Origin of the sequence: Methanoculleus receptaculi (assembly GCF_033472595.1) — an archaeon.
Taxonomy (GTDB): Archaea; Halobacteriota; Methanomicrobia; order Methanomicrobiales; family Methanoculleaceae; genus Methanoculleus; species Methanoculleus receptaculi.
The window spans coordinates 1,155,709-1,180,542 of record NZ_CP137642.1; the positions used below are offsets into that span (position 1 = coordinate 1,155,709).

A 24,834-nucleotide genomic window follows, 5' to 3' on the forward strand; every position below is an offset into this window, starting at 1 on the left:
GCTTAATATTGCTTCTGTGCTCCAAGCCTAAAAGTATCGGATGTATCCTTCAAGAGAGCAAATCACGCTCCTCATGAAGCACATCCATGCCTGTCGGTTTGTGTACAACCATTCTCTGGAACAGAAGATCAAAGCATACGAGCAAGATGGCCAAAAACTCTCTTGCTTCGACTTGAACAATCGTCTTCCTGCCCTCAAGGAAGAATATCCGTGGCTCAAGGAAGTCAACTCGCAGTCGCTCCAGAGTGCAAACAAGAACCTCGACAACGCTTTCACCCGGTTCTTCAGGGAGAAGAAGGAATTCCCCCGGTTCAAGTCAAAGAAGAACCCTGTACGGTCTTTTCAGGTACCACAACATTACCATGTGAATTTTGACCAGAGGACGATCAAATTCCCTAAGATCGGTGAGGTTAAGACCGTCTTCCACCGAATCTTCACTGGGAAGATGAAGTATGCCACGGTGTCTGTAACATCGACGGGAAAATGGTTTGTCAGCATCCTTGTCGACGACGAGGAACCTGAGCCTAAACCTGTACCGTTCACATCTGACACGACGGTCGGGATTGATGTTGGCTTAACCGACTTCGCAACCTTCTCCACTGGAGAGAAGATTGAGAACCCCCGATACCTGAAGACCTCCCTCCAGCGGTTGAAAGTGTTGCAAAGGCGAGTGTCACGGAAGAAGAAGGGGTCAAAGAACCAAGAGAAGGCGATCCGGAAACTTGCCCGGTGCCATGAAAAAGTCGCCAACCAAAGAAACGATTTCCTGCACAAAATCTCTTTTCGAGTTGTGAGCGAGAACCAAGCTATTGCAGTGGAGTCGTTGAATGTTGGCGGGATGATGAAGAACCATTGTCTGGCACAGGGGATTGGAGATGTATCGTGGAGCACGTTCTTTACGATGCTGGATTACAAATGTCGAAAGTATGGGAAGACGCTCCTGAAGATCGGGCGGTTCGATCCATCCTCAAAGATATGTAATAATTGTGGATATCTCGAGCGGGATCTTGCCCTCTCTGAGAGGGAATGGGTCTGCCCGGTCTGTGATACTCATCACGACCGCGATATCAATGCGGCGATCAATATCAAGAAGTTCGCCCTGCAAGAACAGAATCTTGTCGGGGTATCAGGTGCGGGACGCACCGTTGAGCCTGTGGACTCGCTCCCGGTGGGGAGGAGGATGAAGCAGGAAGCCACGCCCGAGAGGCGCGTGGTAGTTCACCTGTCTGCATGATACACGGGTAGCCGCCAGCGGTATTTATACCCTGCACCCGGTCTGGCGGGTGTGAGCGGACTTTGCCGCTGATTTGCAACTCATGGAGGGTGCCCGGCCTGCCTCTGCAGACGTGTCATGGCCTCCCGGATGGCAGCAAGCGTGCAGGGCAGGAGCAAACCTTTCTTACCGGCGACATCCGCTGGCTGGATGGTTGCAGAATGTGCGGCCAGGACGTAACTCTCCGCAAAGAGGTCAAGTCCACCACTGGCAAAGTCTTCAAGCGAGATCGGGATCGATACGCCGTCGCTGGACGGGGTGCTCGATACCGGGCAGACCAGCAGGCTCCCCCTCTCTCCACCCCTTATGACCACCACCGGGCGCACCTTCCGCTCACCGTCGCCTCCTATGCGCACCGGTGCCAAAACGAGATCCCCGAGTAATCTCTCGTGACAGAAACAATAAATCGATCCCGGCAGGCGATTGAACGGCGGCGAATGCAGGACGCGGAAAAGAGGGTCTCCGGGTGAGGCGTCTGCCCAATCGAGATACAGTTTCCATCCATGGCACGGCTTTCCATGGGCAATCGCGGCGGGGGTGATCCAGCGAAGAGAGGTTTTTCAGTGAGACGCGGGAGACCGGGGGAAGGGGCGTCTCCGTCTCCCCCCTCCCCGTCAGCCCCGCCCCCCGGGGGGAGATATCCCATAGACGCACTGCCAAGAAGCAGACAACCTCTTAGCCGTCAACGCAAAGACCCTCACCGAGAACCCGTTCCTGCACCCCGTGGCACGGCCATCCGGTCAATCGCCATGCACTGCCCGCTCCCCGCAGGAAAAGGCGTTTCTGAAAAGACGTGCGAGAGAGCGGGGGGAGGGGCATCTCGCCCACGCACCCTCCCCCACCCACGGTCTCATCCGGTGCGGCGCTGCCGCCACAAACACGGGGCCTCTCCCTTTGATCAGGTGCCGGAACTCCGTTCGCGGTCACGGAATGCGTTCTCGTTCTTCGTCCTCTCCTTCACCCTCTCTGCCAGGGGATGCCCCTCGGGGTTGCCGGGAGACGGCCCCTTCCCGTTGCCGGGCTCGATGAGAGATACGGCACCTCTGCCGATGACAGTGACATTCCCATCCTCTGTCACTGCACTGCCGTTAACAGTCAGGTTGCCCTCAGCCGCCAGCGGAGCAACGTCCGCCCGCCGATACTTCAGGATGAACGTGCCGCCATCCTTCATGCAGTAGTTGACCTTCGCGGGGGTTGCGTTTCCGATTGTAAAGATCGAGGGATCCGCTATCGTCACGTTTGCCTCATCGGCTTCGGCAAACCCGAGCCATTCGGAGACGCTGACAAAGACGGTCATGAAACCCCTGCTCTTCTGGTTCAGAAGACCAGGAGCCACCTCAACCGCCGCTGTCTGCGGGTTCACCGTCACGTTCAGGGAATCGGTGGTCACGTTGCCGGTAGCGTTGTTCTCAACCGCCACAGTGACCGTGTAGATGCCTGCAACCGGGTATCTGTGGGTTGCCTGGATGGTTGCGTTCTGCTCATCGTCTGCCAGAATCTCTGCTGGCGTTCTCACTGTCCCCCAGTCGATGAAGGCAGAGAGGTTCAGCAGATCGATGCCGTCCGTGTCGTTGCAGGCCGCGAGAACGGTTACCGGTTCCCCGGCAAGCACGCTGAGGTCATCACCTGCATCGACCACCAGAGCGGCCTGCACCGCAGGGGCCAGCAGGGCAACAGCGATCAGCAGCATGCTGATTTGAGTGGCAGCATTCTTCTTCATGGATACATCACCTCAGCCAGGTACTCTTCTCCATCCCCTATTTGAGCGCATTGAGCTCCCCGGTTAGATCAATAAACCGACTGTTGCCAGAAAGACGAGATGGGTTCTTCAACCTCTACGTAAATGGGAGGTTGGGGTGCTCGAAATAAAGGGCGTTTGCCGGTGGCATGCAGGAGACAGGGGCGTGGGGGCGTGCCGCCCCTCACGGGCGGTTCCCCATCGATAGGGTGCCCTGGAGGTTATCCTCTCTCTCTGACGATTCTGTGAAACCGCTTCCCGAGATCTCATCTTCCGGCACGGCCATCGGGCCAATCGCCGGAGGCCTGCCTGCCTGCACCACCCGGCCGGCCTACCCGGAGAGCGTTTGCTATGACCGCAAGCGAGAGCCCCATATCCCCGACCGCCACCGCCATCCAGAGTGAGACCAGACCGAGTACGGCGAGCGCGGCGATCCCGAGTTTAACGACGACCGCCGATGTGACGTTCTGCCGGACGACAGAGACCGTCTTCTCCGAGAGCGCCACAAGGTAGGCAACACGTGAGATCTCATCCTCCATCACAACGATATCCGCAGCCTCTATCGCAGCATCCGAGCCTATCGCCCCCATCGCCACGCCGACGTTTGCCCGGGCAAGCGCGGGGGCGTCGTTCACGCCGTCGCCGACCATGACCACGATGCCGTAACGCTCCATCAGCCGCTCGACCATCGCCACCTTCTCCTCGGGGAGGAGACCCGCATAACACTCATCGATCCCGATGCGCCGTGCCACCGCCATGCCGACGCGCTCGTTATCCCCCGTGAGCATCACCGTCCGGATCCCCCGCGCCCTGAGAGCGGCAACCGTTGCCTCTGCCTCCTCCTTGATGACGTCCGAGAGCGCTATAAGCCCGATAACCCCTGAGATTGTCCCGACAAGAACGACGGTCTTTCCCTCAGCCTCCAGCCGTTCATAGACCGATCGCCATTCACCGCTGGATGGTGCAGAGTTTCCAACCGTGTAGACGCTGCCGCCGATCCTTCCCCGAACACCCCTCCCCGCGGTCGAGACGAACTCCTCGACCTCATCCAGAACGATACCCTCCCTCCCGGCACGCCGTCTGATCGCCTCCGCGATCGGGTGGCCGGATCGGGATTCAAGCGACGCGGCGATGGCAAGCACCTCACCCTCCGGGACGCCAAACCCTATAACATCCTCCACCTCAAGCCTCCCGGTTGTGAGCGTCCCGGTCTTGTCAAAGACCATCACCCTTGCGCGCCCCACAGCCTCCAGGGCGTCACGACCCTTGATCAGCACACCGTTATGCGCCGCGGTCGTGATCCCCGATACCATCGAGACCGGGGTGGATATGGCAAGCGCGCAGGGGCAGGCGATGACCAGCAGGACGAGCGCCCTGTAGATCGCCTCAAGGAACGGCACGCCGAAAGCAACCGGAGGAACGATCATCAGGACCGCAGCGGCGAGTATCACACCCGGCGTGTAGTAGCGGGAGAACCGCTCGATGAACGTTTCCGTGGGGGAGGGGTGGGCCTGCGCCTCCTCGACCAGCGCCGCAACACGGGCTATGGTGCTCTCCTTCACCGGTTTTGTCACCCTGACCTCAAGGTAGCCCTCGATGCACTGCGTTCCAGCGTATACATCGTCCCCCGCGCCCTTCGCCACCGGAACGCTCTCGCCGGTGATAGCCGCCTGGTCGACGGAGGAGCCCCCGGCAACGACGACCCCATCGAGCGGGATGATATCCCCCGGTCTCACGATCACGGTCTCGCCAACACCAACCTCCTCAACGCCGACCGTCACCTCGGTACCGTCCCGCCTCACCCTGGCCGTCGGTGGCGCCAGGTGGAGGAGCGAGGCTATCGAGCGTTCAGCCCTCCCCGCGGCGTACTCCTCCAGGAACTCGGCGATGGCATAGAGGTAGAGCACGGTCGCCCCTTCGGCAGGATTGCCTATCAAAAACGCGCCCGCTGCGGCGATGGCGACGAGCACGGCGATGCTGAACCGGAACCGGATGAGAGAGACCGCCGCCGTCTTGAGGAGATCGCGGCCGGATACGACCGCTGCAGCGAGCAGCAGCAGGTTTCCGGCAAGCGTCCATGTGGTGGCATAGACGGCAAGTATCCCGAAGAGGAGGAGGAGACCCGCGACGATGAAGACCGCGATCTCCCGGCGGTCGAGAACCGGGCCGCAGGTCGCGCAGACCCCCTCGCGGCAGATGCTGCAGGACGCTGACGCCTCACGCGCCATCGAGGCCACCTCCGCCATGACCCCATCGCGCACCGAACCGCTGCATGGTTACCCTATCTTCTGTATCACAGCCGTAAAGTATGATTCGAAGGGTGTGCCCCAAAAGGTCTGTTTTTTCACCGGCCGCACCATAACCCTCCAGGGATGGCAGACGAGATGGAGATTATAAGATCGGCGCTCCGGAGGGCACGTGAAGACGGGGCGGACGCGGCCGGCGCTCTGCCGGCCGCAAACCTCCTTGACTGCCCCTCGGCGGCCGCGGACGGATGGCGGGGAGCGCGGGACGAACGGGGGGCCTATATCGTCATTGGCCTCTACCACGACCCCGGAAAACCCGAACTCGACCTCTGGGAACCGGGTCGGGGGACGCCCGGGGATCGGATCCTGGCGGGGATCGGGAAGGACGTTGTCCGCTGGTTGCAGGAGACCCACGGCACCAGCGCACGTCTCATCCCCTACCAGATAGAGGATGGCGGGATCTACCTCAAAGACGCGGCCTGCCTCGCCGGAATCGGGCGGATGGGCAGGAACAACCTTGTCATCGTCCCCAGTTACGGCCCCAGGGTGCGGTTCCGGGCGGTATGGGCCGACCTGGACTGCCCGGAACCGGATCGTCCCTGGGCCGAAGACCCTTGCAGAGACTGCCCGGGCTGCTGCATCAGCGCCTGTCCGATGGATGCCTTCGCTTCCGGCCGGTATGACCGGGAGCGGTGCATGGCGCGGATGAACGCCGACAAAGCCTCAGGGAGGGGGCGGATCGATCACTGCCGGGCGTGCGAACTCGCCTGCAGGAAAGGGTTATGAGGCGGCGGACGATGCCGCCAGCTCCTCAAGTTTTGCCTTCACCTCGTCAACGTGCCCATCCACCTTCACGTTCCTCCAGACTGCAGCGATCTTTCCCTCGGGATCGATGATGAAGGTGCTCCGGTCGACACCCTCATACTCCCTGCCGCAACGCTTCTTCCTGACCCAGGCGCCGTATGCCGCGATCACGTCGTGGTCGGGGTTGGATAGGAGATGAACGGAGAGGTTGTGCTTCTCGGCAAACCGTTTGTGGCTCCGCGGCGGGTCCGGGCTGATACCTATAACCCTGGCGTTCAGGCGTTCAAACTCCTCCATCTCCTCTGTGAACGACCTGGCTTCCAGGGTGCAGGCCGATGTGTTGTCCTTCGGGTAGAAGTAGACCACCACATAGGCGCCCCGCATATCCTGGAGCGATACGGGCTGGTCGTCAGCATCCGGGAGGGTGAAGTCGGGCGCCGCCATGCCGGGTGAGAGTTCTGCCATAGCAGTGAGAGATACCCTTGAGGATATAAGAATATCCCGGAACATATTATACACACGGCGGGGTCATCGAATCTCCCGCTTTATAGCCTCAATGACCTCCTTCTCGTCAACTGCAGCCTCCTTGAGGCAACAGCGGCAGGCAGAGAGAGCGCTCTCATCCGGATCGGCCAGAGACCGCAACCCTCTTTTGTCTGGATTCTACGAACTCTTATCATGGATAGGATCGAGCGGTACCGCGGTTGCCTGCTCGGCCTGGCCGTCGGTGACGCCCTCGGTGCGCTACTCACCGCTGGCGGGCTACTGGGAGGAGCACCCGCTTGCCGTTGAGATCGATGAGGTCGCAGGGGGGTCGTTCTACTACAGGGAGCCCCCGGCAATCCGGGGGCGCGGTTACGTTGCAGCCTCGCTTGAAGCAGCACTCTGGGCGTTCTCCCGGGCAGCACCTTTGAGGAGGGCCCTCTCATGGCGGTGAACCTGGGGGAGGATGCAGATGCCACGGGAGCCATCTACGGCCAGATTGCCGGCGCATACTACGGCGTCTCCGCGATACCGGTGGACTGGCTGGCCTCTCTTGCAAAACGCAGCCTCATAGAGTTTTATGCCGATGAACTCCTGCGCTGCAGTGGGACCGGCGCAGCGGAGTCCCCGTGAGACCGCCGATCATCACGCATCCGAACAGAGTTTCAGCCCCACTATCCCGGCAACGATCAGGAGGATGCAGAGGAGGCGGAGAGCGCTCCGCGACTCGCCGAAGAGCACCAGCCCCGCGATGACCGTTCCCACCGCGCCGATACCTGTCCAGACGGCGTAGGCTGTCCCCAGAGGAAGCCCGGTGAGCGATCGCGATAGAAGGTAGATGCTGCCCCCCATCAGGACGAGGGTTGCCGCCGACGGCCAGACTCTGGTGAAACCCTCGGTGTACTTCAGCCCGATCGCCCATCCGGCCTCCAGTATCCCGGCAAAGAAGAGGGTTATCCACACTCCGTTCTGCATGATGTCCTGGATAATCTGGTTCTAACAGCGATATATCTTACCCGCATGGGCGTGCAAGGCCGGCTACACGGGAGAAAAGAGTCAGGATCACGTTCGACCCGGCGGCCGTCTCCGGGGACGCAGATGAGACGGGAGAGTCACTGCTCGATCTTTTTTATGTGCTCGATCGCGCTCTCCGCCACCTTCTCCCGGCCCTGGAGTTCTGCGACGTCCCGTATCGCCTCGAGCACGTGGACAGAGTCTTCAAGGAAACTCAGGATATCAGCAGGGTAGAGATCGATCCCGTATTCTTCAAGGAGGTGGGCGCTGATCTGGCGGTGGTCAAGCCCCATCTCCCGGAGTTCGATGATCGTCAGGGTGAACTTGCGCTCCGGGCAGCCGCAGTATGGTGCGTTCTTGCATTTGCAGTCCATAAAGTTGCGAAAGATTGCCAACAGGTTCTCCTGCATCCGCCGGTCGAGGTTCTCGAAGTTTACACCGCGTCCGACCGCCTCAAGGAAACCACCCGAGAAGACATGGTCGGGCAGGCGGAACCCCGCTGCCCGCTCAAGTTTTCGTGCCGCCCGAAAACGGGCCTTATCTGCGATCACACCACTTCTCCAGGCTCCTCGTCGAACTTTGCAAGCGATTTCATGGCGTTGCTCATCGTCTCGATCTCGACCAGCCAGTCATCGAAGAGGCTCAGGTTCTCTGCGTCGTCCTTGATGTACTTCGCGCAGCAGGTGGCGCCGTCGATGACTGCGGCCCCGATGTTGGCCGCAATCTCAAGCGCCTCATCGAGGTCCGTATCACCGATGACCCTGCCTTTCTTCACAAGCGTCTTTATATCCCCATCAAACCCACCGTCGAGATACTTCCGGCAGGCTGTGAAGAGCACGATCAGGCTCAACTGGAGCGATCCAACGAGATCCTCGAGTCTCCCCTCCGGCAGCCCGGTCATGACGAGCATCTCCACCTCATCGAGTTTATTTATGGCCTCCTCTTTTGTTAACCGGCCGTTCTGGTAGAGGCGGATGATCTTTAAGACAGAGAGTGTGAGATCCTCGGCAAAACTGTAGAGGAGTTTTTCGCCCTCCGAGACCTCTTCGCCATCTGCGGGTTCAAAACTTGCATCCTCAAGCCTCCTGATCCAGTTGTCCCAGCGTTCCTGGTTGTAAAAAATATAGAAGAGTTTCACCGGCTCTGCCTCTTTAGCAGCCGTTTTCTTCGCCGATTTTTTTGCCATACCAGTACCTTCGGAGCGCCTCTTTTAAAAACCATTTGTTCCCTCTGCAGGAAACAAGCGGCCGTCAAATCCCTGGCGCATCAACGATCTGGCTCATAAACTCTTCTCTCTTTTCCGGTATTATGCGCGCCTCTGGCGCATCTTGCCAGTTTATCTGGTTTTTACCGGAGATACAATTTGCTCTCAAGGCTCGAGGTATCGTCTCTATGAGAGGGTGGGGGATGAGGTGGAAGATTCTAATTATGCAGAGTGAGGGGGTGGGGGAGGGATCTTGCGTGGTCGCTGAAAGTTGCCATCAAACCAGTGAGGGCATTGGATCGATGGCCTCCTCGGGAGAGTCATACTTGGGAACGGGAATTTTTCTTTCAGTCTTTCTTATACTCTATCTCATCGGGAATCTGACCTGATGAGCATAAGGCACCCCCCCGGTATAACGGCCCGTCTCCAGCGTCTAGCCGGGGGGCTGAGGACTTATTATGCGGCCGCTGCAACGTATGATCGAGGAAGGCCTCATACACGAGGGATGTGAGAGAACCATGACTCTGAAGAATGTCTCACCCGGAGGCGATCGTCTGGATAGCCAGATAAAGAAACTCATCTCGATGCTCTCAGACCCGGAGAAGGGGGTGCGAGAGGAGGCGATGCGCGGGTTTGTGGCTATCGGAAGACCGGCCGTGCCTGCCTGCATCGCTCTGCTGGAGAGCACTGACTGGAAGGTGCGTTACCGTGCGGCCGAGGCGCTCGGGTTGATCGGCGGGCATGAAGCGTATGACCCTCTTCTCTTTGCCCTGCAGGACGGCAGGGACCACGTCCGCTACATGGCGGCAAAAGGGCTCGGGCTGATCGGCGACCCCCGGGCGGTCGCCAGCCTTGCAGCCCTTCAGCGTGACGAGAACGAGTTTGTGCGGCGGAGCGCCGCCCGCTCCCTCGGTCAGATCGGTGGCGGGGAGGCGATCAGGGCGCTGCGCCTGGTCCTCGATACCGAGAGCGTGGAGGCTGTCCGCGCGGCCATCGTTGAGGCGCTCAGGGATGCCGGGCACCAGGCAGGGGTTTCGCGACGATGACCGTTATGTTATCGGTGCTTGCGGCTTCCCTGGCAGCATCGATCAGTTTCCGGCACGCTGTATCCGGATCGTTTGCCCTCACGATCTGCTGGATGAGATCCCCCGGGACGTAGTCGTGAAGCCCGTCAGAACTGAGCAGCAGGACTGACCCGGGAGAGAGTTCCCTCTCGTCGAGATCCACCACTACACGGGCTTCCAGGCCGAGCGCCCTGGTCAGGATGTTCTTTGCCGGGTGATAGAACGCCTCTGCCGGAGATATCATCCCTGCGTCCACGAGGCTCTGGACGTAGGTATGATCCCGGGTGTGCCAGACTGAGGATGATGTTATGATATACGTCCTGCTGTCGCCGACAGTGCCGATCCAGCACCTGCCCGCATCTCCCACAATCGCCACCGAAAGCGTCGTCCCGGCGTTCAGACCACGTTCACGGTTGAAAGCAAAGATCGCGGTATTTATCCGCCGGAACGCACGTTTGAGCGCCTCCGCAGGATCAAACGCAGAGAGTTCTTCGCTGACGACCTCTTCCAGGACCTCGACCGCCATCCTGCTTGCGACATCCCCGCAGGCGTGCCCCCCGAGGCCGTCTGCGATGGCAAAGAGATGGTAGCCGCTCACCCTGCCGGCGAAACAGGCATCCTCGTTCCGCTCCCGCATACCGATATCGGTCATCGCCGCATACCGGAGCCAGCCCTCGTCTTTCACCTCTAATCGAGAGTATAATCTTCCCGTTCAACCAGATAGTCTTTTTGCGGCTCCTCTCAGAAGATCCCGCGATAAAGACCGTTCTCCCGCGCAGATCGGAGAGCATAGGCATACTCCTCAGCGGTGATCGGACGCCGCAGCACTGCAAACTCAGGGTTTAGCCTGTCCTGCAGCACTCTCCCTGCCGGGCGGTACTGGGCCATGATGTTCACATAGGAGTCACGCGACAACTCCAGGGCGATGAACTCCATAACGATCTCGCTGTTTGCAAGGTTCGCCGGGAGCACAAGGTGCCGGATTATCATGCCCCTGAGAGCGATACCGTCCTCGATCACCAGGTCGCCGACCTGGCGGTGCATCTCCTTTAATGCAGCCTTCATGCTGGCGGTGTAGTTCGGCGCGTGCGAGAGCGCCAGCGCCACATCGTCCCGCCCGTATTTTGCATCCGGCATGTAGATATCTATGACACCCTCAAGGAGGCGCAGCGTCTCCACAGAGTCGTATCCACCGCTGTTGTAGACCAGCGTTATGCGCAGACCACGGCCGGCGGCTATGGTGACCGCCCGGAGGATCTGAGGGACGACGTGTGTTGGCGTGACCAGGTTGATGTTGTGGCACCCCATCTCCTGCAACCGGAGCATGATCCCGGCGAGATCGTCGCAGGAGATGGCGTAACCGACCCCTCCCTGACTGATATCAAAGTTCTGGCAATAATCACACCGCATGCTGCAACCCGAAAAGAAGATCGTTCCAGACCCCCTCTGGCCGACAAGCGGCGGTTCTTCGCCAAAATGCGGGTTGTAACTTGCAACAACCGGGAGGCGCCCCGTCCGGCAGAACCCGGTCTCGCCCTCCAGGCGGTTCACATGGCACTCACGGGGGCAGAGAACGCAGTCGCGGAGCACCTCATGCGCCCTCTCTGCCCGCTCCTCCAGTTCGCCGCTGCGGTGGAGGCGCAGGTATCCGGGTGACTGCTCTGCTTCTGCCATGATACTCATCTTGTTGCCCGGCGGAAAGTAAGTTTACCGGCTGATGGTCTGAACCCCCTCAAACCAGTCTGCTCATGGTTTGATGCCCCGAAGTCCACCACCGCATTGAGACGTCTTTAGCGGCTGACCACCCACCTCCCGGCGCCAAACAGGATCTCCACCCGCCGCTTCTCTCCTCTGTGTCACCCGGACACCGTATCGATGGTGAATCGCCCCGTGAGGAACGGATGAGACTGAGATCATATCCGAAGGTCTTTGTCGTATCGAAAGGAGAAACCTTTTGGGAGATCCAGCACGAGCGTGCCGATGCCACCGAGTGAAACAGGATGTGCGGCAAGCGCAGAGACCTGGACCACTACAACTGCAGACGCTGCCAGAGCCTTGCCCGGATCTACGGAATGGATTAATAGAACCCGACCGCCACGGAGGGCGGCGGGCCCCTCTCGCCGGACTTCAGCCAGCGAGAGCGGTGTTTCTGAGACGCACGGCGTTCTCATCCTGGTCGGCGTCACGATCATACTTGCCGTTCTTGTCCTGCTGATGTTGCTTGCGATGATACCGTCCTGGTCGTGGGCGGAACCGGCGCAGCCACCCATCATCATCACAGGGGTTTCGCACCACAGCGCGATTACCGGCAAAATGACCTACGCGAGCAGGGTGACCCTCCTCAACAACGGCAGCACGGTATACGAGAACGATTGCCTTAAGGCGGTCTTCTACGTCAACGGCCAGAGGGTCTGTATAGTCCAGACTCTGAACGGCCACATTTTCATCCCGTCGCATCATTACGGGGTGAAGACCATCGGCGGCAAAGGCTGCCGCACCGAACACTGGAACCCTGGTGAGAGGATAGATATAGACCTCACCGATGCGACCCTCTACCCGGGTGCCGAGGTCTGCGTCGAGATCATCGACAAACGCGACGGGAAGGTGATCTCAAAAGATGCAGTGCGAGCCTGAAGACCCAAGGATCATGCTTTTTCTATAGGGACACTCCTAAGAGAGTGTTATGTTCAGATCGATGCTCGTGGCGGTAGATGGCTCGGATATCGGCCAGAAGGCGCTTGAACAGGGGCTTGCCGTTGCCCGCGCGATGGAGATCCCGGTGCACGTCGTGCACGTCATCCAGACCGCTGCATACCCCGCGCTTGCCCTGAGCGATCTACCTCCACCCGATATCGCACAGCAGGCCCTCCTTGATGCCCTCTACCGAGAGGCCGAGGAGATCCTGGCCGGCGCGGAGAGGACCGCGGCGGCCGCCGGTGTCCCGGTAACCACCCACAAACAGTTAGGACACCCGGGTGCGGAGATCATCGCGCTTGCGCGTAAGGTCGGCGCTGGTCTGATAGTCGTCGGGTCGCACGGCAAGGGCAAGCTCGGTCGGCTATTCCTGGGGAGCACCAGCTCCTACGTTGTCGATCACGCAACCTCAACGGTCATGGTTGTCAGGTGCGAGCCCGGGGCTTCCTGAGGAGCGGACGACCCCTCTCGCGATGAGTCGAGCCACACGGATCGGTTCGGGCACCCTTCCTTCGTAGGTGAAACCGTTGCAGAGCCGCGCAGCATCATCCTCTGCGATACCGCAGGAGCGGATGAACACGGTGTAGCCGGACCGCAGCCGGACCGGCATCCTCCCGCCGAGGTTCCGGTATGCGGCGAGTCTTGCATCGTCGCCAGGGAAGTGGCGGCGGATACCCTCCTCCAGCCCCTCCGACTCCTCGTATGTGACGATGATTACCGGGAGACCTGTCGCCTCGTGCACCGCTGCAGGGTCGATGATGTTATACCATGCGATGACGTTTCCGCCGATCATCAGGAAATTGATATCCCGGCGGCCAAGACGGCTGTAGAGCCGGATGACCGCATCGGTTGCATCCATGCCACCGACGGTCACCCTGGCAAAACCCACGCCGTCGATCCGGAGATCCTTACGCATGACCACACCGGCAAGCGTGGAGTATTCGCGGCCGGAGTAACTCTCCGCGACGCCCAGAGCGCGCAGCCCCGGTTTGGCTATGTGCATACGAAGTGCTTATTGTTCCTGACCGGGATATAGTACATTCTATGAGCATCGAGCGCGACGAGGTCTGTGTCCTCATCCCGACGCTGAACGAAGCCCCGACGATCGGCGGCCTGGTCAGGGGGTTTAAGGAGCGCGGATATGAGCACATCCTTGTCATCGATGGAAACAGCACCGACGGAACGCCCGAGATAGCACGCGCCGCGGGAGCGGTAGTGCGAACTCAGACAGGGAAAGGGAAGGGCAACGCCATCCTGGAGGCTATGGAGATCATAGACAAGCCCTGCGTGCTGATGCTCGACGGCGACGGCACCTACTCCCCGGATGATGCGGAGAGGATGCTTGAGCCCCTCGGAAAAGGGTTTGACCACGTCATCGGAGACCGCATGGCCTGCCCGGAGAAAGGGGCTTTTACGAGGTTAAACCTTCTTGGCAACCAGATCCTTAACCACGTCTTCAGGATCGCCCACGGTAAGGATCTCCACGACATCCTCTCGGGCTATCGCGCTTTTACCCTTCACTCGATCCGGCAGATGAACCTTAAAGAGACCGGATTTGAGATCGAGACGGAGATGGCGGTCGAGGCGGTGAGAACCGGGCAGCGGGTAGCGGTTGTTCCCGTCCGCTACTCTGCAAGACCGGGGACGGTCACCAAGTTAAACCCCCTCCAGGACGGTCTAAGGATCTTCTCAACCATATACCGTCTTGCGAAGATGAACAACCCGATCTTTTATTTTGGGATCATCGGGCTCATCATCTCGATCACAGGCGGGATCATCGGCATCTACGTGGTTCTCGAGTGGTTCAAGAACATCGAGCACCTGCCGCTTACAATCCTCACCGTCCTGCTGATCATGATGGGGTTCCAGATGTTCATGTTCGGGGTCATAAGCGATATGCTGCTTGGATTTCAACGCGAGACGATCCGCCAGATCGAGCAGTTACGCAACCCTCCGAAGCCTCCAAGATAGGATGAGGATCCGGCAGGCATACTCGGCGATTGAGGTGTAGATATACGCCTCATCCAGGGTTTTTCCGGCGGCAAACGTCCCGTGCCCTCTGACTATGACGATATGCCCGCTGATGAGCGCTTCGGCGACGTTTCTTGCGATCTCATCGGTTCCTGGCTCTCCGGTAACAACCGGGATCTCCGGGCAGAGCATTCTCCCCTCACTGTCAACTGGCCGTATTAAGTCGAGATCAAGTGATGCGGCGACAGCGTGAACCGGGTGGGCGTGGACGATTGCACGGTGGGATGCCGCCCGATAAACCGCCCGGTGGACGCGGTACTCGCTCGAGGCCTCCGGCGGGGCATCGCCCTCATAGGGCACGAAGACCGGCATATCTCCGGAATCGAGGCAGGCACCGGTCCTGGTGATACAGAACCCGTTCTCTCCCTCCGTCCGAACGCTCATATTCCCGAAATTTGCTCCGACCAACCCCTCCCTAAAGAGGCGATCTCCAATTCGTTTGAACTCCTGATCCAGCATTCCCGGCACCATTGATGTTGCTGCAGGATGGTTCTGTTCGCGCCGGAATATCTGCATGCCGCTTGAGGCGCGGGGTGTGTTCGATGATGCGGGAGAAGGCACTCTCATGAGGGGCGAACCTGGCAGGGTGTCGCCGGAAGCATCGAAGATAGCGAAGACCGGGCGCACGAGTCCGGTGATCCGCTCTTCAATCGTTACGAAAAGAGGAATTAGATGAACCTGACGCCGACATCCCGCATCCTGTTGAACCGGGCGATGTTTAGGAGGAGGGGTGTTACGCTCTCGACCAGCGATGCTGCCGCAAGCGGTCCCGCATCGTAGGCGCGGAGGCGTGAGACGTTGTTGACCATCTCCATCACCGTCTGTTTGGCTACCGGATCGTCGCAGCAGACAGCAACCGAGTAGTCCAGTTCCTCGTCGATCTTCTTCCACCTGTTTGCAGCGACGTTGTTGAACGCTGCGCATACGGTCGCGGTCGCGGGAAGCATACCTCTTATCATCATCGCCGCCGAGCCCTCGGGCGGTGGGGCGTAGTAAAAGTAGGTATCCCGCTCGATCGGGTTGACGGGGCTGACAACGATCTTGCCCTCAAAACCCCCCAGCGTCTTCAGGGTTGGTGCCACGTGTTTGAAGGGTATCGCCAGGACAACGAGATCGGCCTCGTCAACCGCAGCCTGGTTGGAGGCGCCAACCAGGCTGCAGGAGATGCCCTGCCCCCCAAGCGCCTCCCGGCAGGTCTCGCAGGTCATGACCGCTTTAGCCTCCTCCCGCGACCCGACAATCACGTCATACCTCGGCGAGAGGCGGAGCGCCATACCCTCCCCGATCTCACCGGTTCCGCCGATGATCCCGATCTTCACTTCTCCACCAGCGGTTTCAGGATGCTCTCAAGCGTGGCCAGGTCCTGGACACCCACCAGTTTCCGGACGACCTGTCCGTCCTTCTCGATGACAAGCGTGGGTACGAACTGAAGATCGTATTTCACAGCATACCGCTGCGTCTCCTCAGAATCTACACCTACATCGATCTTCCTGATCTCAACCCGATCGCCCATCCTTCTCCTGAGCTCATCGATGATCGGTGACTGCTGGTGGCACGGACCGCACCAGTCGGCGAAAAAATCCATTAAAACCGGTTTTCCCATACAGATATACCCCGTTCAAACACTGTGTAAAAACGGGGCAATAAAGGTTTTGTAGGGTTGTTATCTTGAGAGGATTGCCATAACTATCTTTCCATAGGCGGGTCGGGTGACAAGGATGCCGACCAGGACACCGAGTATGGTGATGATGGCAAACCCCCGGAGGGTGGAGAGATCCATCAGCGCCAGCGGCAGCATGGCTATTACAACCGTTGCAGCAGAAAGGGCGATGATCCCGAGCGCCCGCCCATAACGCTTCAGGTAGAGGCTTGGCGATGGGACCCGGCCCTCGTGGAGCACCTCGTCCGTAATGATGACGAGCTGGTCGATCCCGGTACCCATCACCGCTATCAGCCCGGCGATGGTGGCAAGGTCGAGCTGGATTGCAAACCGCGCGATCCCGAGCAGGATGATGATCTCCGAGAGGTTGATCGCAACCATGGGGAGCACGATCGCGGCTTCACGGTATCGGTAATAGATAACGAGCCCGACTGTCAGCAGCGCAAGCAGCCCGGCAATGACAATCGTCGTCTTGAACTGCTCTCCGAGCGCCGCAGGCACCGAACCCGAACCGACTATATCCACCTTGACCGGGAGGGCGCCTGCCCGCAGGTGGATCTCAAGCGTCATCGCCGCATCAAGCCCCGCATCGCCGGTGCCGGTGGTGGCCGAGAGCGACCTGACCGGACCTGACCGGAGTTCGCTCACAAGGTTTCCGGCAAGGGGCGCGCTGTAGACGGTCTTGTTGTCAAGGAGCATTATGAGATGGTGGGCCGAGGGGTTGTCCACAGCGCCGTACCTGAGGGCGGCATCCCGGAACGCTTCCGCTCCGGCATCGGAGAGCGTAAACCCGACACCCCATTCCTGGCTGTATGGATCCTTCTGCGGCACGCTGACACTTGTTATCTGGTCGCCGTAGAGGACGTGCTCGGTCTCGTTTCCAGCGGTCTGGATCCTGATCTCGAAGACACCCTGCTGGGCGACGATATCCTGGGCGGTCGCCATGTCCACGCCGGCGAGTTCTATCCGCACATACTGGGGGAACTCACTTCCTGTCGGGGTGAGCAGGTTGATCCTGGCGTCCTGCATCCCGAGAGCGTTCACCTTCTCGTTGAGGATCCGCTTAACCTCGTCCGCGGTGTAGGCGGATACACCCTTCTGATAGGTGACGATCGAGGCTCCCGATCCGACAAAGATCGGTTCAAGGTCACCACGCTGGACGTCCTTGCGGATCTCGAGATGGTTCTCATCTATACGTATGACCTCCGTATCAAGGGCCGTCCGAAGGTTTGCCACGAGGTCATCAACCGATCCCGTCGTCGAGTAGCCCACGACCACCGACTGGAACTCCAGTTGCAGCCACGAGCCACCCTCAAGGTCAAGACCGAACTGGAGGTTCCCTTCAAGCCCCTTCTCCGGGTTGGGAGGAACAAGGTAGATACCCACAAGGGAGCCGATGACCAGCAGGAGCAGCAGAGCGACCCGCCAGTCTTTGAGTAGTTTCTTGATGGTTTCGGTATTCATCTCTTATCCCCCCGGAGAACGTAGCCCTTGAGGATCCCGGCGTTCAGCATCCAGGTGTTCATCAGGTCGACCACCAGACCTATCAGGAGGACGCTTGCTATCTCGGTGATGATCTGGATCTGCCCGACCGTTGCGACGACCCACATCGCGGCGATGGCCGCAAGGGTTGTCGTCGTCATGATGATCCCCGTCCTGAACGCGCCGGCAAGTTTCTCATCGAGTTTCCCCTTGCGCTTCAATAGTCGTGTGGTCAGCAGGATATCACTGTCGACGGAGTAGCCGATCAGCATCAGTAGCGCGGCGGTCGTCCCGAGGGAGAGCGGAATCCCTATGACCTGCATGACTGCCGCGCTGATGGCTATGTCGGCGAAGGCCGAGAGGACGACCGCCCCTGCTGGCACAAGGTTTCGGAACGCGATCAGGACGACGATGGCCATACCGATGAACGAGAAGAGGAGGGCAAGGAAGGCCTGACCCTGAAGCGCCTTCCCAAACGTCTCGCCTATCTGGTCGATCTTAGCATCTGGATAGCGCTCATTTATGAGCGCCACCAGGCTCTGGAAATCTGCATCATCCATTGGCCCGAACCGGATGTACCTCCCGCCGCCGATCCCCTCACCCACAGACAGCAGAGGATAGCCGGCGAAGACAGCCTCTATAGTCTCTTTGCTCTCGGATGTAAAGACGGTGACTGCTGTCCCTCCCGCAAAGTCGATACCCGGCGTTACGGGCAGACCTGTGGTTAAGGTGGTATAACCGAGCACCGCCAGCGCCAGGAGGAGGATAACCAGGGGCAGCGCCACCATCTGCCGCGGGGAGTATCTGTTGACGTCGTATCTGGCAAATTCCATACTATATCAGTGTAAGAACTGTGAAATGATAAAGAGTGTTGCTCTGTCGGTCGTTGGAGCCATGGGCTATCGATCAAGTATTTTCCCGATTCCAGGGGGCAGCGTTGCAGACTCCCTGCATATCTGGATCCGGGTTGGCCGGTTTTTTGTAAGACGCCATTCCCGAGAGATTGGACAAGCAGGGGGTCGATGAGGGATGTTTACCGGGAGATGCGGGAGAAGCGATTCTCCTAACGTCCCGTTATCTGTGAACCCCTCCAAAAATTCCCGTTTTCGGTCCCTGGATAGCCGTGCACGGGGACAGAGACCGGATCTCAGAGAGTGTTAAACGAGACCGCAAAGAGACTGCCCACCCCCCGGACGCCGTATCTATGGAGGATTCCCCCCGAAATATGGGGGGACATGAAGAGCGGGAGATGTCTTCAGTCTTCCGGGTTCTGCCACAATTTGATCTCAAGGTTCGAGGTATCGTCTCTATGAGAGGGTGGGAGATGAGGTGGAGGATTCAAATTATGCAGAGTGAGGGGGATGGGGGAGGGGTCTTGCGTGGTCGCTGAAAGTTGTCATCAAACCAGTGAAGGCATTGGATCGATGGCCTCGTGATTTGATGGGGTGTTTGTGGTAAGCAATATATGCAATATATGCCTAACCTAAAGCGTCGGAGATTTACTTATGGACTATGGTAAGATGCTGAGCGATTCGTTCAGCTACACAAAAGATGCCGTCTGGGGCAAATGGGTCCGGTGGATCCTGCTTGTCATCAGCACGATCATATTCCCGCTGATCATAGGGTATATGGTCAGGATCTACAGCGGTGCTAAACCGGCCCCTGATGTAGGAAACTGGGTGAAGACCTTCATCGACGGCCTGAAACTCATCATCATCGGTATCATATACAGCATACCGGTTTTTATCGTCGCGCTCATCTTTGGAGTGCCCGCGGTGATGGCCGGCGACCCTGCGACCGCCATCGGCACGATTGGTATCGGGCTGCTGGTCATGATCATCGTCGCGATCCTGGTTTCACTGATCTATATGATCGGTATCATCCGGTTTGCACGGAAGAACAGCATGGGGCAGGCGTTTGCCTTCGGCGCCATCCTGGAGCATATCGGAAAGATCGGCTGGGGGAGTTACATCCTGGCGCTCATCATCCTCTGGGTTGTCGCGCTCATCTATGGTTTCATCGTCGGTGTGCTGGCAATTGTCCCGATCATCGGCTGGCTGATTCTGCTCTTCCTCTACCCTCCCTGGATCATCTTTGTTGCACGCTACGTGACGCTGATCTACGAAAGCGCCCCGGAACCGGCGTAAAACCTCACCTCCCCATTCCATTTTATCCAGGGCGGGAACGGATCAGAGACCACCGGCCGCGATCGATCCTCCTCCTGAATACCCGGGTTTCACCCGCTGGAAAAACATAACGGTGTCATTATGTCCCGGTATCGACAACCGGAGGTAGGTGTTATCACCCATGGATTACGGTGCTCTTATCTCCAGGTCATTTGATTATACCAGGGATGCCCTGACAGGAGAGTGGACGCGGTGGATCCTGCTTGCCGTCCTCTCGTTCCTCCAGGCGCTGACGCTCTCGCTGGTGCCGCTCCTCAGCGGTTACCTGGTGCGGGTTCTCTCGGGGAAGACGCCCGCCCCGGAGGTCGACAACTGGGGCAGACTCTTCGTCGACGGCTGGAAGTTGAACATAATCATCCTCGTCTACATCATCCCGGCGGTCCTGGTCTTCCTGCTCTTTGGCGGGCTTGGTGCGGTCGGTATGCTTGCCAGCGCGGCGGTCGGCGGCGATGTGGTGCTAACTGGTGCTGCGCTGGTCAGTATCCTTGCAGGCATCCTTCTTGCTGGAATCGTCGCGATCATCACGGCTTTCGTCGCACTGTTTGCCATCCTGCGGTTTGCCCGCACCGGCCGTATGGGTGAGGCCTTCAACGCGGGTGCGATCTTCTCACAGATCGGTGGCCTTGGCTGGGGAGCATGGATCATCGCGATCGTGGTGCTTCTGGTCCTCTCGTTCATCTACGGGATCGTGGCCGGCGCCCTGGGTCCGATACCCTTCGTGGGCTGGATCATCGTCCTACTCCTGAACGCCGCATTTGCCCTCTTTGCCGCCCGCTACCTGGCCCTGGTCTACGAGGAAGCCCCTGCGCAGGCGTAAGATCATACCACAACCCTGCATTTTTGTAACAGGTCAGTGAACTCCTCTCTCATGAGGGCGGCGTTCCCATACCCCCTGACCGTCCTGAAAGAAGGGAGGGGACGGCTACCACGCGATCCTTTCGGGATGAGACCAGGTTCTTTTGTGAGCCGGCCAGGATACGTGCCCACCTTCTTCGGCGATTTGGTGGTCCTGTCGTAGACACTCGATGAGCGATAGACGTAGGGTTTGTTCTGGATGTATTTGATCTCCAGGCACGTCTCACCCTGACTTCGCCGTTCCTCCAGCCAGGCACGAACCCAGTCTTCCATATGATATAATATCAGGGATTATAAGTCTATAGATCTTGCGATTTGAGAGGCGGGATTGGAAAAATGAGGATGATTTGAAGAGTATAATCCCTAAATCATGCGGTGTTTGGGGTCTAAAAGTGGGGGTCCGTGTTCACGCCATCTCCCCGCTGGCAACGCCCTTCACCTCCTCCTGCAGGGTCTCCTTTTCGTACGGCTCCAGTTCCGTCACTAACTCGGTGATGAGGCCCGTGGCCAATGCTTTTCGGACGGCTGTAGTGGCATAGGTTTTATCGACAGGATGGAACTCTCTGTCAGTTTGGGTTGGTGCTGTGAACGCTCCCATGCAAGGGAGGTCGGAATGAAGGTATAAACGCGTTTGCTGACAGATCTGAACCTGAATAATAGATGCTGCGGGTGGGATCCGAACCCACGATCTCCAGATGTCCCAGGTCTGGACGCACCGTTTCTTCACAAAACCCTATGAGTCTGGCGCCCTAACCAGCTAGGCCACCGCAGCACACAAAGTGCAGTATAACAATGCTGTATTGACAAATAAACCTTATGCCTGACCGAAAAATTGGATAGAGGGTTATCTCGCGTTTCTCTGGATGTAGACATCGATCGCCGCCGTGATTGCTGCGACCTGCTTTCCCTGGCGCAGAGATGCGGCCAGCGTCTGCATACGCGCCTCCTCCTCGCGGATGTAACGGCGCAGACTCGCGGCAATATGCCCCTCCTGCAGGAAGTGGGTGTGGGTCTCGCCTGCGATAAAGTAAGGGTTTTGCATGATCGCGTAGTGAAGAGGGAGCGTCGTCTTCACGCCGATGATGACATACTCGGAGATCGCCCGGCGCATCCGCTGGATAGCCTCCTCGCGGTTCATGCCCCAGGCACAGAGTTTGGCGATCATCGAGTCATAGTGTGCTGGAATGGTATACCCCATGTGAATGCCGGAGTCGACCCGTATCCCGGGCCCACCAGGAGATCGGTAGCGGACGATCTTTCCCGGATCAGCGGCAAAGTTGTTCAGCGGGTCCTCCGCATTGATCCGGCACTCGATCGCGTGCCCCCGCATGCTTATATCCTCCTGGTCCATTGCCAGGTCATAACCTGCCGCGATCGCGATCTGCTGCTTCACCAGATCGATCCCGGTGATAAACTCCGTCACGGTATGCTCCACCTGCAGCCTGGTGTTCACCTCCATGAAGTAGTAGTCCCCGTTCGAGTAGAGGAACTCCACCGTTCCGGCGTTCTTGTAGTTTGCCGTCTTCGCCGCGGTGATGGCCGACTCCGCCATCCGTTCCCGCAGTTCTGGAGTCATGATCGGAGATGGCGCCTCCTCAAGCAGTTTCTGGTGCCGGCGCTGGATTGAGCACTCGCGGTCGTAGAGGTGGACGATGTGCCCCGCCCCATCAGCAAGGATCTGGATCTCCAGATGGCGCGGCTTTTCGAGGTACTTCTCCACAAAGATGGTAGGGTCGCCAAACGTAGACTCTGCGATCCTCCTCCCCTTCTCGATCGCCTCCTCGAGCTGGTCATCGTTCTCGACGATATGCATGCCGATACCGCCGCCGCCAGCGCTCGCCTTCACGATCACCGGGTAGCCGATCTCGGCTGCGACCTTCCTCGCCTCATCGATGCTGGTGACACCCTCCGGGGTGCCTGGAAGAACAGGGACGCCGGCCTCCCGCATCATCCGTTTCGACTCGATCTTTGAGCCCAGGATCTCGATCGTCTTCCAGGACGGGCCGATGAAAGTCAGACCCTCTTCCTCGACCAGTTTTGCAAACCCGGCGTTCTCGGCGAGGAACCCATAGCCGGGGTGGATCGCCTCCGCCCCGCTCTTCTTCGCCACGTCGCAGATCCGCTCCTTGTTCAGGTAACTCTTCGAAGGGTGCGCCTCCCCGACACAGAACGCCTCATCAGCGTACTGGACGTGAAGCGCATTCCTGTCGGGCTCAGAATAGATCGCAACCGTCTCGATGCCAAGCTCCCTGCAGGCACGCATGACCCGGATGGCGATCTCGCCACGGTTGGCGATAAGGATCTTGTCAAAGTAAGTCATCGCGCAAACAGCCCTCACTCAATGATCATCAAAACATCGCCGTTCTGCACAACGTCCCCCACATTCACAAAGATCTCCGTGACCCTTCCGTCGCGAGGGCTGGGGATGGGGTTCTCCATCTTCATAGCCTCGAGAACTATGAGTGTATCACCCTTCCGGACGGTGCCCCCCCGCTCGACCATAACCTTAAGGACCATCCCCTGCATGTTGCTCTTGACAGCGCCAGGGAGATCCCCGCGGGGTGGTGCCCCCCTTACCGGCTGCGCCGCTCCTGCAGCCAGAGGCTCGACCGCACCTCCATCCACGGTCATTATCCGGACAGAGAAGATCTCACCGTCCACCTCGACCTCCATGGAGTGCGGGATCCCCGCAATCCCCATCGGCGCAGCCTGCGGCACCTTGTCAGGGATAATCTCCTGCTTGCACTCGCCCCGGAGGAACGAAGGAGCGATGTTCGGATAGAGGATGTAGGTAAGAACATCCTCCTCCATGGAGATCAGACCCTGTTCCATCGCCTCCTTCTTCATCTTCTCATAGATCGGTTCAAGCAGATCCGCCGGGCGAACGGTTATCGGGTCCTCATCACCTATGATCCGCCTCCTGATCTCCGGGCTGATCGGGGCCGGTGGGCGGCCGTAGAACCCGAGAACATAGTCCTTCACCTCACGGGTCACATTCTGGTAGCGCTCCCCGCCCATGAGGACGTTGAAGACCGCCTGGGTGCCCACAATCTGGCTTGTCGGTGTCACAAGCGGCGGGTAGCCGAGATCCTCCCTCACCTTTGGGATCTCGCGGAGCACCTCATCCAGGCGGTCGAGCGCGTCCTGCTCCTTGAGCTGCGAGACCAGGTTTGATATCATCCCGCCCGGGAGCTGGTAGATCAGAACATCCGAGTCGACCCGTTCGGAGATGGGGTTTAAGAGCGGTTCATATTTCCCACGTATCTCGCGGCAGATGTTGCGGACTTTCCGCAGTTTGAAGAGGTCGATACCTGTATCGCGTGATGTTCCCGCAACGCTTGCGATGACGCTCTCCGTCGGAGGCTGCGAGGTGCCAAGAGCAAACGGCGACATCGCTGTATCAAGGATATCCACGCCGGCATCGATCGCCGCCTGGTAACTCATCGGAGCAACACCGCTCGTGCAGTGCGAGTGAAGACAGACCCTGACATCCGCCACACCCTTGATCCCGGTGATCAGGTCACGGGCATCGTGCGGCATGATCAGGCCGGCCATATCCTTGATGCAGATCGAATCACAGCCAAGCGAGTAGAGTTCCTCTGCCATACCGATGAAGCCCTCAACGGAGTGAACAGGGCTTGTCGTGTATGATATCGCACCCTGGAGATGCGCCCCGACGTTCCTGACCTCCTCCATTGCTTTCTTCATATTCCGGATATCGTTCAGTGCATCAAACACCCGAAATATATCGACCCCGTTTCGCGCCGCCGCTTCAACAAACTTCTCCACCACATCATCAGGATAGTGTCGATAGCCCACGAGGTTCTGGCCGCGCAGGAGCATCTGGATTGGGGTGCGCTTCAGTTCGGCCTTCAGCGCTCGCAGGCGCTCCCAGGGGTCATCATTGAGAAACCTGATGCAGGTATCAAAGGTCGCCCCGCCCCAGGCCTCGACAGAGAAGAACCCCACATCATCGATGGCACGGGCAAGCGGGATCATATCCTCCGTCCGCAGACGGGTGGCAATGAGCGACTGATGGGCGTCCCTGAGCGTGGTATCTGTGATATTGAGTGGACCTAAACTGGCAGCACACATCGAAT

At 58.9% G+C, this 24,834-nt stretch carries 30 protein-coding genes and 1 tRNA gene; 10 read left to right on the plus strand and 21 right to left on the minus strand.

Features of this window, described 5'->3' with window-relative positions; translation table 11 throughout:
- Nucleotides 1–40: 40 nt before the first annotated feature.
- Complete coding sequence (gene tnpB / locus R6Y96_RS05925) at nucleotides 41–1,234, plus strand: IS200/IS605 family element RNA-guided endonuclease TnpB (RefSeq protein ID WP_318620298.1); 1,194 nt, start codon at nucleotides 41–43, stop codon at nucleotides 1,232–1,234.
- 80 nt (nucleotides 1,235–1,314) lie between these two features.
- On the opposite strand, the gene R6Y96_RS05930 is transcribed toward tnpB, so the two are convergent.
- The 3 genes from R6Y96_RS05930 to R6Y96_RS05940 all read right to left on the minus strand — a co-directional run bounded on the left by R6Y96_RS05930 (nucleotide 1,315) and on the right by R6Y96_RS05940 (nucleotide 5,239).
- Nucleotides 1,315–1,638, minus strand: coding sequence for a type II toxin-antitoxin system PemK/MazF family toxin (locus tag R6Y96_RS05930; RefSeq protein WP_318620299.1), 324 nt, complete (start codon nucleotides 1,636–1,638; stop codon nucleotides 1,315–1,317).
- Between the two features lie 533 nt (nucleotides 1,639–2,171).
- The gene (locus tag R6Y96_RS05935; protein WP_318620300.1) at nucleotides 2,172–2,993 is read right to left on the minus strand and encodes a hypothetical protein; all 822 of its coding nucleotides are present in this window, start codon (nucleotides 2,991–2,993) and stop codon (nucleotides 2,172–2,174) included.
- Nucleotides 2,994–3,277: 284 nt separating this feature from the next.
- Entirely contained in the window at nucleotides 3,278–5,239 is a 1,962-nt protein-coding gene (locus R6Y96_RS05940) for a heavy metal translocating P-type ATPase (protein WP_318620301.1), read from the minus strand.
- 144 nt (nucleotides 5,240–5,383) lie between these two features.
- Here R6Y96_RS05940 and R6Y96_RS05945 point away from each other — a divergent pair, with 144 nt between their 5' ends.
- The gene (locus R6Y96_RS05945; protein ID WP_318620302.1) at nucleotides 5,384–6,043 is read left to right on the plus strand and encodes a hypothetical protein; all 660 of its coding nucleotides are present in this window, start codon (nucleotides 5,384–5,386) and stop codon (nucleotides 6,041–6,043) included.
- Here the strand turns inward: R6Y96_RS05945 and bcp are convergent.
- On the minus strand, nucleotides 6,038–6,526 hold the full coding sequence (bcp, locus tag R6Y96_RS05950) for a thioredoxin-dependent thiol peroxidase (RefSeq protein WP_318620303.1): 489 nt from the start codon (nucleotides 6,524–6,526) through the stop codon (nucleotides 6,038–6,040). The genes R6Y96_RS05945 and bcp overlap by 6 nt on opposite strands.
- Nucleotides 6,527–6,713: 187 nt before the next feature.
- On the opposite strand from bcp, the gene R6Y96_RS05955 reads away from it, so the two are divergent.
- Both R6Y96_RS05955 and R6Y96_RS05960 read left to right on the plus strand, forming a co-directional pair.
- Complete coding sequence (locus R6Y96_RS05955) at nucleotides 6,714–6,998, plus strand: hypothetical protein (RefSeq protein WP_318620304.1); 285 nt, start codon at nucleotides 6,714–6,716, stop codon at nucleotides 6,996–6,998.
- Nucleotides 6,989–7,177, plus strand: coding sequence for an ADP-ribosylglycohydrolase family protein (locus R6Y96_RS05960; RefSeq protein WP_318620305.1), 189 nt, complete (start codon nucleotides 6,989–6,991; stop codon nucleotides 7,175–7,177). The genes R6Y96_RS05955 and R6Y96_RS05960 overlap by 10 nt, the downstream gene beginning before the upstream one ends.
- A 12-nt stretch (nucleotides 7,178–7,189) precedes the next feature.
- Here the strand turns inward: R6Y96_RS05960 and R6Y96_RS05965 are convergent, their stop codons facing one another.
- From R6Y96_RS05965 to R6Y96_RS05975, 3 genes are all read right to left on the minus strand, one after another.
- Nucleotides 7,190–7,519: a DMT family transporter gene (locus R6Y96_RS05965; RefSeq protein WP_318620307.1), complete on the minus strand. Its 330-nt coding sequence runs from the start codon at nucleotides 7,517–7,519 to the stop codon at nucleotides 7,190–7,192.
- 137 nt (nucleotides 7,520–7,656) lie between these two features.
- Complete coding sequence (locus R6Y96_RS05970; RefSeq protein WP_318620308.1) at nucleotides 7,657–8,109, minus strand: DUF5814 domain-containing protein; 453 nt, start codon at nucleotides 8,107–8,109, stop codon at nucleotides 7,657–7,659.
- Complete coding sequence (locus R6Y96_RS05975) at nucleotides 8,106–8,744, minus strand: DUF2150 family protein (protein WP_318620309.1); 639 nt, start codon at nucleotides 8,742–8,744, stop codon at nucleotides 8,106–8,108. Before R6Y96_RS05975 ends, R6Y96_RS05970 begins: the two co-directional genes overlap by 4 nt.
- 536 nt (nucleotides 8,745–9,280) lie before the next feature.
- On the opposite strand from R6Y96_RS05975, the gene R6Y96_RS05980 reads away from it, so the two are divergent.
- Nucleotides 9,281–9,808, plus strand: a complete 528-nt coding sequence (locus tag R6Y96_RS05980) for a HEAT repeat domain-containing protein (protein WP_318620310.1) — start codon at nucleotides 9,281–9,283, stop codon at nucleotides 9,806–9,808.
- On the opposite strand, the gene R6Y96_RS05985 is transcribed toward R6Y96_RS05980, so the two are convergent.
- From R6Y96_RS05985 to R6Y96_RS05995, 3 genes are all read right to left on the minus strand, one after another.
- Complete coding sequence (locus tag R6Y96_RS05985; RefSeq protein ID WP_318620312.1) at nucleotides 9,768–10,511, minus strand: PP2C family protein-serine/threonine phosphatase; 744 nt, start codon at nucleotides 10,509–10,511, stop codon at nucleotides 9,768–9,770. The two genes, R6Y96_RS05980 and R6Y96_RS05985, sit on opposite strands and share 41 nt — an antisense overlap.
- A 56-nt stretch (nucleotides 10,512–10,567) precedes the next feature.
- A complete protein-coding gene (locus R6Y96_RS05990) occupies nucleotides 10,568–11,500 on the minus strand; it encodes a radical SAM protein (protein ID WP_318620313.1) in 933 nt (310 codons plus the stop codon).
- Nucleotides 11,501–11,739: 239 nt separating this feature from the next.
- Nucleotides 11,740–12,102, minus strand: a complete 363-nt coding sequence (locus R6Y96_RS05995; protein ID WP_318620314.1) for a hypothetical protein — start codon at nucleotides 12,100–12,102, stop codon at nucleotides 11,740–11,742.
- A gap of 37 nt (nucleotides 12,103–12,139) precedes the next feature.
- On the opposite strand from R6Y96_RS05995, the gene R6Y96_RS06000 reads away from it, so the two are divergent.
- Both R6Y96_RS06000 and R6Y96_RS06005 read left to right on the plus strand, forming a co-directional pair.
- Nucleotides 12,140–12,460 (plus strand): hypothetical protein, encoded by a 321-nt coding sequence (locus R6Y96_RS06000; protein ID WP_318620316.1) that lies wholly within the window; start codon nucleotides 12,140–12,142, stop codon nucleotides 12,458–12,460.
- 49 nt (nucleotides 12,461–12,509) lie between these two features.
- Nucleotides 12,510–12,971: a universal stress protein gene (locus R6Y96_RS06005; RefSeq protein WP_318620317.1), complete on the plus strand. Its 462-nt coding sequence runs from the start codon at nucleotides 12,510–12,512 to the stop codon at nucleotides 12,969–12,971.
- Here the strand turns inward: R6Y96_RS06005 and R6Y96_RS06010 are convergent.
- Nucleotides 12,930–13,523 (minus strand): endonuclease dU, encoded by a 594-nt coding sequence (locus tag R6Y96_RS06010; RefSeq protein ID WP_318620319.1) that lies wholly within the window; start codon nucleotides 13,521–13,523, stop codon nucleotides 12,930–12,932. The genes R6Y96_RS06005 and R6Y96_RS06010 overlap by 42 nt on opposite strands.
- 41 nt (nucleotides 13,524–13,564) lie before the next feature.
- Between R6Y96_RS06010 and aglJ the strand changes: the two genes are divergently transcribed.
- Nucleotides 13,565–14,491, plus strand: a complete 927-nt coding sequence (gene aglJ, locus R6Y96_RS06015; protein ID WP_318620320.1) for an S-layer glycoprotein N-glycosyltransferase AglJ — start codon at nucleotides 13,565–13,567, stop codon at nucleotides 14,489–14,491.
- Here aglJ and R6Y96_RS06020 read toward each other — a convergent pair.
- From R6Y96_RS06020 to R6Y96_RS06040, 5 genes are all read right to left on the minus strand, one after another.
- A complete protein-coding gene (locus tag R6Y96_RS06020) occupies nucleotides 14,462–15,067 on the minus strand; it encodes an aldolase (RefSeq protein ID WP_318620322.1) in 606 nt (201 codons plus the stop codon). The two genes, aglJ and R6Y96_RS06020, sit on opposite strands and share 30 nt — an antisense overlap.
- A 152-nt stretch (nucleotides 15,068–15,219) precedes the next feature.
- Nucleotides 15,220–15,870 carry an NADPH-dependent F420 reductase gene (gene npdG, locus R6Y96_RS06025; RefSeq protein WP_318620323.1) on the minus strand — a complete coding sequence of 217 codons (651 nt, stop codon included), beginning with the start codon at nucleotides 15,868–15,870 and terminating at the stop codon, nucleotides 15,220–15,222.
- Nucleotides 15,867–16,154 (minus strand): thioredoxin family protein, encoded by a 288-nt coding sequence (locus tag R6Y96_RS06030; protein ID WP_318620324.1) that lies wholly within the window; start codon nucleotides 16,152–16,154, stop codon nucleotides 15,867–15,869. The genes npdG and R6Y96_RS06030 overlap by 4 nt, the downstream gene beginning before the upstream one ends.
- A 60-nt stretch (nucleotides 16,155–16,214) precedes the next feature.
- Nucleotides 16,215–17,675, minus strand: coding sequence for a preprotein translocase subunit SecD (locus tag R6Y96_RS06035; protein WP_318620326.1), 1,461 nt, complete (start codon nucleotides 17,673–17,675; stop codon nucleotides 16,215–16,217).
- Complete coding sequence (locus R6Y96_RS06040) at nucleotides 17,672–18,526, minus strand: protein translocase subunit SecF (RefSeq protein WP_318620328.1); 855 nt, start codon at nucleotides 18,524–18,526, stop codon at nucleotides 17,672–17,674. The genes R6Y96_RS06035 and R6Y96_RS06040 overlap by 4 nt, the downstream gene beginning before the upstream one ends.
- Nucleotides 18,527–19,198: 672 nt before the next feature.
- Between R6Y96_RS06040 and R6Y96_RS06045 the strand changes: the two genes are divergently transcribed.
- The gene (locus tag R6Y96_RS06045) at nucleotides 19,199–19,840 is read left to right on the plus strand and encodes a DUF4013 domain-containing protein (protein ID WP_318620330.1); all 642 of its coding nucleotides are present in this window, start codon (nucleotides 19,199–19,201) and stop codon (nucleotides 19,838–19,840) included.
- Nucleotides 19,841–20,000: 160 nt separating this feature from the next.
- A complete protein-coding gene (locus R6Y96_RS06050; RefSeq protein ID WP_318620331.1) occupies nucleotides 20,001–20,696 on the plus strand; it encodes a DUF4013 domain-containing protein in 696 nt (231 codons plus the stop codon).
- 2 nt (nucleotides 20,697–20,698) lie between these two features.
- On the opposite strand, the gene R6Y96_RS06055 is transcribed toward R6Y96_RS06050, so the two are convergent.
- The 5 genes from R6Y96_RS06055 to oadA all read right to left on the minus strand — a co-directional run bounded on the left by R6Y96_RS06055 (nucleotide 20,699) and on the right by oadA (nucleotide 24,829).
- Nucleotides 20,699–21,007 carry a hypothetical protein gene (locus R6Y96_RS06055; RefSeq protein WP_318620332.1) on the minus strand — a complete coding sequence of 103 codons (309 nt, stop codon included), beginning with the start codon at nucleotides 21,005–21,007 and terminating at the stop codon, nucleotides 20,699–20,701.
- 133 nt (nucleotides 21,008–21,140) lie between these two features.
- A complete protein-coding gene (locus tag R6Y96_RS06060) occupies nucleotides 21,141–21,332 on the minus strand; it encodes a hypothetical protein (RefSeq protein ID WP_318620333.1) in 192 nt (63 codons plus the stop codon).
- A gap of 63 nt (nucleotides 21,333–21,395) precedes the next feature.
- Nucleotides 21,396–21,506 (minus strand) — tRNA-Met (locus R6Y96_RS06065).
- Nucleotides 21,507–21,578: 72 nt separating this feature from the next.
- The gene (locus R6Y96_RS06070; RefSeq protein ID WP_318620335.1) at nucleotides 21,579–23,054 is read right to left on the minus strand and encodes an acetyl-CoA carboxylase biotin carboxylase subunit; all 1,476 of its coding nucleotides are present in this window, start codon (nucleotides 23,052–23,054) and stop codon (nucleotides 21,579–21,581) included.
- Nucleotides 23,055–23,068: 14 nt separating this feature from the next.
- Entirely contained in the window at nucleotides 23,069–24,829 is a 1,761-nt protein-coding gene (gene oadA, locus R6Y96_RS06075; protein WP_318620337.1) for a sodium-extruding oxaloacetate decarboxylase subunit alpha, read from the minus strand.
- Nucleotides 24,830–24,834 lie beyond the last annotated feature (5 nt).